Here is a 6317-nt window from a genome sequence, read left to right as displayed (position 1 = left end):
TTCCAGATGGCTCTCATCCTAGGAATGTCAGTCTCCCTGTACGCTCTTACCACCATCTCATTCTCCTTCACTTGCAAGAAACCCTCGCTTTGCGATACGCTCACGTAAGAGCACTCGGGAGGGCTTTTTTATCATGCATACCACTATGGTACCTGTTTCCATGCTAGTACAATGTACTGCAAACAATTTTGCCTCTGCAAGCTTACTGGTGGTGTATAAGCCAGAAGAGCACAAGAGCGCAGAGCACTACCAGAAGCTGTATTCTGCCTTCTCTTTCATAGAAACTGAGGAGCCGTTAACACTCCTTGAAAAGGAGAAAGCGTCTTACCTGCTGGGGGAGAATCTGACGCTTACCTGTTACTGTCCACTCTCAGGTGTTACTACTCCCTATCTCACCTTCCACTTCCATACCTTGGAAGATGCTTACACCTATACCCGTTTGTACCCAAACCCTGCTATAGACCTCCCCCGATTGATCAAAGAGGATGCGAAACTACTCGCTGAAGGAAAGCTGGTAGCTTTCCCAACCGAAACTGTATATGGACTAGGCGGGGATGCCACCAACGAAGAAGCAGTCAGGGGGATTTTCGCTGCCAAGGAACGACCATTCTTTGATCCTCTCATTGTCCATATTGCTGAATTGTCGCAACTTGATGGCTTGGTCGCTGAAGTTAGTGACCAAGCAAAAGCCCTCATGGAACAATTTTGGCCCGGCCCCCTTACCTTGGTAATGAAGAAACACCCCCAGGTTGCCGACATAGTTACGGCAGGAAGCGAGACGGTAGCGGTAAGAATGCCTGCAAACCCATTGGCCCTTGCCCTGATCAAGGCAAGCGGTAAGCCAATTGCAGCGCCAAGCGCCAACCGATTTGGATATACCAGCCCTACCACTGCAGAGCATGTGAGAGAGCAACTCTCAGGCAGGATATCAGCAATCCTTGACGGGGGTGCCTGTACAGTAGGTATTGAATCAACAGTACTTGCGTTGCATACACCCATTCCCACCATTCTCAGACCAGGAAAAATCGGATGTGAAGAGCTCAAGCCCTTGCTTGGCGAGGTTGCCATGGCAAAACAGGCTGGGCCTACCGACACAAAGATGGAAAGCCCAGGATTGCTGGAATCGCACTATGCCCCAACGACCCCACTCTATCTGGTTGATGACGTTCGTCAGTACCAAGGATGTGAGGATGTGGGCGTATTACTGTCTGAGGATATTGGTGTTTCGTTCAAAGGCCCTGTGGCCTACATCAGTGAAGACAAGGACAACGAGAAAGCCGCAATGAGACTCTATTGGGCGATCAGGAAGCTTGATTCCATGGGACTACGTTTCATGGTATGTTCCCTGTTGCCTGAACAGGGAATCGGGGTAGCAATCAACAATCGATTGAGAAAGGCAGCAACGAAGAAAGCACAGCCTAGCTGTTGAGTACGTCGGCAAATTCCTTGATTGCGTCATATTGGATTCGTTTTACATCCTCATCACTCTTGCTCATCATCTTGATCATCTTTTTGGTGAACCATCCCATATGGGAGAACAGGAACTGCCCTCCAAAACTGTTTTTCACCAATGCATGGGCAACCAAGGGAGGGGCATAGCAATGATCCAATTGCTTGATACTTCCTTCCCCTTCTTCCATATCACAGGTAAAGAGCCCTAAACGCTTACCCAGTAAGGTCGATTCATGGTCACTGCAAAAACGCTTAACCCGTTTGTTAATCCTACCTGCATAGACAGGGCTTCCTACGACAACAGTCTCGAACCCGGCAAGATCAACCGTGGGATTATCTGCAAGGTTTTGTAATACGACCTCCCCTTCCAGTGCATCACTGAGTAGATTCGCACAGGTCCCGGTCGTACCATATCGAGTTGCATAGATGATGAGTGTTTTCATAGGTTACCTCTCCTTTGCCCTGCTAACTATAGCATACACAGGGCAAAAGAGAAATCAATGAAAATGCCTAACAGCGCATCTTCTTTACGACCACTTCGGCTGCCTTGATCAAAGGATATCCTGCAGGAGAACCAGTCAACAAGGGTTGCGTACCGATTTGCATCGTAAGGAGCTGCTTGACCGTTACACGATTCTGAATAAGGAAACCAATTGCGTTGGTCAACTCCCCAATACTAGTACCGCCATACACCTCTGCACCGAGAATCATGCCACAATCGCTGGCAACAATAAGTTTCACCATCTGCTTGTGGGAGTGCTCGAGGTTTCCGGGATGGGTATCCATACCGGTAAAACTGCCACAGATGACGGAGAAATCCTCTGCAGCGGCACGTGCCTCAGTGATACCTGCAGTACCAAAAGCATGATTGCCAATAGCTGTAGAGTAAATGGCAATGGTCCCCGTGAATGGTTTACAAGGGCTCAAAGAATAGAGGTTCATCCCTGCTGTCCTGGCTTCTGCACATGCAGTGGAGGCAAGCATCGTACGGTCAAGTTTCCTGGTAACAAAATCACGTTTCTCTGCACAGTCCCCTACCGCAACGATATCACTGGTACAGGGCAATACACGCATATATTCACAGGTCTTGATGAAGTCAAACTCGTTGAGTTCAATGCCTGCTGCTTTTGCAATTGCAGTATTGGGTGCATATCCCATGGATAGGATTACCGCATCAGCCTTGATATGTTCACCACTGGTGAGAATAACCTCACTGACCTTTCCATCCTTTCCCTTGATCTCACTGGCTCCCTTGCCGGTAATGACCTTCACCCCACGCTCTTCAAGATGTTCCTGGGCAAGGGCTCCGAATTCATCATCAAAGGCACGATTGAGGATTGCTTTCTCAATTTCCAACAAGGTGACATGGTACCCTTTCTTGTTCAGCTCATCAGACACCTCGACACCGATGAAGCCTGCACCAATGACGATGATCTCCTTCAGGTCCTTGAGTTGATCAAGCATCTTGTCAAGGTACACCTTGTTTTTAGGTATGGTGAATACTCTTTCCAGATCTCCACCCTTGAGCCAAGCCGGCTTGGTGGGGATACTGCCCAGGGCAAGGATCAACTTCGAATACTGCATCGTTTCGCCACTTGCAAACACGCATTGTCTTTCTTTGACCTTGATTTCGGTCATTTCATCCACGACAATCTCAACCCCTACTGAGGTAAGCAACTTGTCTGGGAGAATATCCTTGCTACTGTCACTGAGCGTTCCGAAAATATAGGGAATTCCACAAGGAATCAGGACTTGCTCTTCCTTACGAACCAAAACCACTTCTTTCTCTGGATAGGTAGTCTTCGTGGTGATTGCTGCCTGCAATCCGGAGGCTCCTCCTCCAATAACCAATACATCAATAATTCTCATATGCTCTCCTTGCGTTTACTATGGTCAGTATGCGCCCAGAGGTAGTGTTTCTCAAGGGGATTTTTACAGTAATCGTGTTTTTTTTCTTTATTATACAAGTATTTATATTGTTATATGATTATATTTCATTACCAATCATATATGCATTATTTCAGATATTTACATTAAGAAAGAGGGTCCGAAGACCCTCTTGGAGATTACGTGTTCTACGATTTAGCGACGGCCATATCCACCTTGTGGGGATTCAGCTTTCTGTCCACGGCCACCGGCCATGCCACCCTGAGGAGAGTTGCCTTTCTGACCACGACCACCACCCTGATACTGACCACCTTCAGCCTGTCTCAGTTCAGCTTCTGCCCTTCTCTCTTCAATCTGGGCCTGCAGTTCTGCGGGAAGCTCATCAAAAATACAATCTTCTGCAGTACAATCCATCATCATCACACGCTGTTGTACAGCCTGGTTCTGCTGGACGCTTGATCGAGGAGCTTCGGCTACAGCCCTTCCCTGCACTGGAGCTACTGCTCTACCTTGTGCGAATGCAGGAGTTGCACTGAGTGCTACGATACCGACGATAAGGAGGATGGCTACCATCCCAATACGTTTGTTGTTCTTCCTTTTTGACCTCCAGTCAATTTGTTTGTCTTGACTAGAGTTTCGCACTGTAGTGTCCAGAGAGTTTCAACAGTAGATAAAGATTAGGTAAAGTAGAGGGTAAATTTGGTTTTTTTCTCGCTGGTCACGGCAATATTCCAACCATGAGCTTCAGCAATGGCTTTAACTATGGAAAGCCCCAGTCCACTACCTTCACTGGAACGTGATGTCTCAGCTCTGCTGAGCCTATCGAAGAGCCGAGGAAGGAAGGCCTCTTCAATCACTCCTTCGTTTTCAATACTCAGCTGCACGGCATTACCCGCCGAATCACCCACAACATGGATGCCAATAGAGGAAGGAGCATCTCCGTATCGCACAGCATTGGAAATCAAGTTGTCCATGAGTCTGGTAAACAGGTTCAAATCGGCTTGCAATAACAGGGGTGAGGCATTGTAAGAGAATGCCATTCCTCTCTTCTTTGCTTGTACTTCAAATCGGGAGAGCAGGTCCTTGAGTACTTCATCGACCCTTACTGGCTCAGTATGTACTTCATAGCCAGGGGATTCCAGATGCGTCAGAAGAGAGAGGTCATTGATCATATAGGTAAGCTTCTGCGTTTCTGCCAAGAAAAGTGCAATACGATGCTCGTCCAGTTTCAGGACTCCATCCGCTACTCCTTCCAACTGGCCCCTTAGCACAGTAACCGGGCTTCTCAGATCATGGGCAATATCAGCAGCCCACTGACTACGAAGCCTCTCCTCATGCAATAAATTTTCCTGGAGTTTTTTTGCTGCTTCACTGATGTCTGCAAACTCACTCACCATACTTTGTTTTAATACAACATCCCGCTGACGATTGGCCATACTGGACAATCCTTCCGTGAGTTCCCGACTCCGCTTCTTGAGGGGGATAAAAAAGAGAAAGGCAAGCAGTACTGCTACAAGCAAGGAAATAAGCAATGCCCAGATGAGTACATTCTTTGCAGCTGAGACAAGCATTGCATTGGCTTCTACCTCGGAAAAGGTAGGCAGATGCATGGAATAGTAGGCAATGGTTTGTCCATCCTCACCGGTGATGGGGAGTACCCTCTGGTTTTCCAATTGTCCAAACTGAAACCCCCTCGCCCTTCCAACACTGCGATCAGTTTTATGGTAGGAGTAGAGCGTGTTTCTCCCAGTATCGGAGATGATCAGGTAGGTTGGTTGTTGCAATAGGTCTTCCAATGCAACGGATAGGCTTCCTTCACTCAGCGTTCCTTCTTGCCTGTAGACTTCCAGGACCCGTTCTTCAATCTGTCTCTGCAGGCTAGTGGTTTGCTGGGAGTACCAGGCATCCTGGGTTGCATCCAATCCGAAAAAGAGCATCAGGGACAGTAAGGAGGTAAACACTAGAAGGCTGAGGAGTACCAGGAGGAAGTTCAGCTTTGACAGGGAAATGGTTCTTCTCATCCTAACTTTCCTTCCGTTTCCCCGCAAATGCGTACCCGAATCCCCTCACTGTCTTGATCCATTCAACTGATCCAAGCTTTGATCGCAGGTTCTTCATATGGGTGTTGATCGTTCTGTCACTTCCGTCATGTACATACCCCAGGCATTCACCCAAGAGACGCTGTCTTGTGATCAACTGGGGGCTGTTCTCAGCAAGCAGAAGAAGCATCTTCCATTCAAGCGCCGTAAGGGATAGCAATGTACCATCAAGGACGACTTCATGGGTGTGTTCATTGAGTTGAAGCGTATGACCGTCCAATTCAAATACATCACCTTCTGTTTGTTGCTTACCACCCTGCTCTACTCTTCTGAGGATTGCCTGAACCCGCAAGACCAACTCCTTAGGACTGAATGGTTTTACAATATAATCCTCTGACCCGAGTTCCAGACCGGTGATTCGATCACTCTCGGATTCACGAGCGGTCAGGAATATGAATGGAATGCTCTCATCTGTAGCATGAATCTGCTTGGCCAGAAGAAAGCCATCCCCATCAGGCAGCATCACATCAAGGATGCAAAGACGGGGATGTTTGTATTCCAGACTTTCAATCACACCTTCACACTTCCCGAATACTTCGGTGGTGTACCCTGCCAACTGCAAGTAAGCTTGGATGGTCTCCGCAATTGCTGGATTGTCCTCAACAATATATATCATGGGTAGATGATAGGATTGTGAGTTCCAAAAAACAAGACACTCCTCTTATTCTTTACCTACTCTTCATCTTAGAGGGCGGTCCAGCCACCATCAACCAGCAGTAGGGTACCAGTTACCATGTCTGCATGATCACTCGCGAGCTAAAGAACCGCAGAAGCAACATCATCAATGGAGGCAACCCTCCCACGATGGATCTTATCACGTACCCCTTCAAGGACTGCTGGGGCATCCACCCTTTCAGCAGTACCTGGGGCCTATACGAA

General features: G+C 47.9%; 6 protein-coding genes. 1 reads left to right on the top strand and 5 read right to left on the bottom strand.

From position 1 onward, the window contains the following. Nucleotides 1-133 precede the first annotated feature (133 nt). On the top strand, nucleotides 134-1429 hold the full coding sequence (locus tag JF818_RS09695; RefSeq protein ID WP_198891812.1) for an L-threonylcarbamoyladenylate synthase: 1296 nt from the start codon (nucleotides 134-136) through the stop codon (nucleotides 1427-1429). Here the strand turns inward: JF818_RS09695 and JF818_RS09690 are convergent. From JF818_RS09690 to JF818_RS09670, 5 genes are all read right to left on the bottom strand, one after another. Further along, nucleotides 1419-1895, bottom strand: coding sequence for a flavodoxin domain-containing protein (locus tag JF818_RS09690; protein WP_198891811.1), 477 nt, complete (start codon nucleotides 1893-1895; stop codon nucleotides 1419-1421). The two genes, JF818_RS09695 and JF818_RS09690, sit on opposite strands and share 11 nt — an antisense overlap. 67 nt (nucleotides 1896-1962) lie before the next feature. Then, complete coding sequence (locus JF818_RS09685; protein WP_198891810.1) at nucleotides 1963-3321, bottom strand: FAD-dependent oxidoreductase; 1359 nt, start codon at nucleotides 3319-3321, stop codon at nucleotides 1963-1965. Between the two features lie 213 nt (nucleotides 3322-3534). After that, a complete protein-coding gene (locus JF818_RS09680) occupies nucleotides 3535-3981 on the bottom strand; it encodes a hypothetical protein (RefSeq protein WP_198891809.1) in 447 nt (148 codons plus the stop codon). 35 nt (nucleotides 3982-4016) lie between these two features. Beyond that, entirely contained in the window at nucleotides 4017-5360 is a 1344-nt protein-coding gene (locus JF818_RS09675; protein WP_198891808.1) for a cell wall metabolism sensor histidine kinase WalK, read from the bottom strand. Between the two features lies 1 nt (nucleotide 5361). Next, nucleotides 5362-6054, bottom strand: coding sequence for a response regulator transcription factor (locus tag JF818_RS09670; RefSeq protein ID WP_198891807.1), 693 nt, complete (start codon nucleotides 6052-6054; stop codon nucleotides 5362-5364). Nucleotides 6055-6317 lie beyond the last annotated feature (263 nt).

It is taken from the genome of Sphaerochaeta sp. S2 (assembly GCF_016406725.1).
GTDB lineage: Bacteria > Spirochaetota > Spirochaetia > Sphaerochaetales > Sphaerochaetaceae > Sphaerochaeta.
Note: the sequence above shows the minus strand (reverse complement) of the source record. Positions and strands in the feature narration are given on the sequence as shown.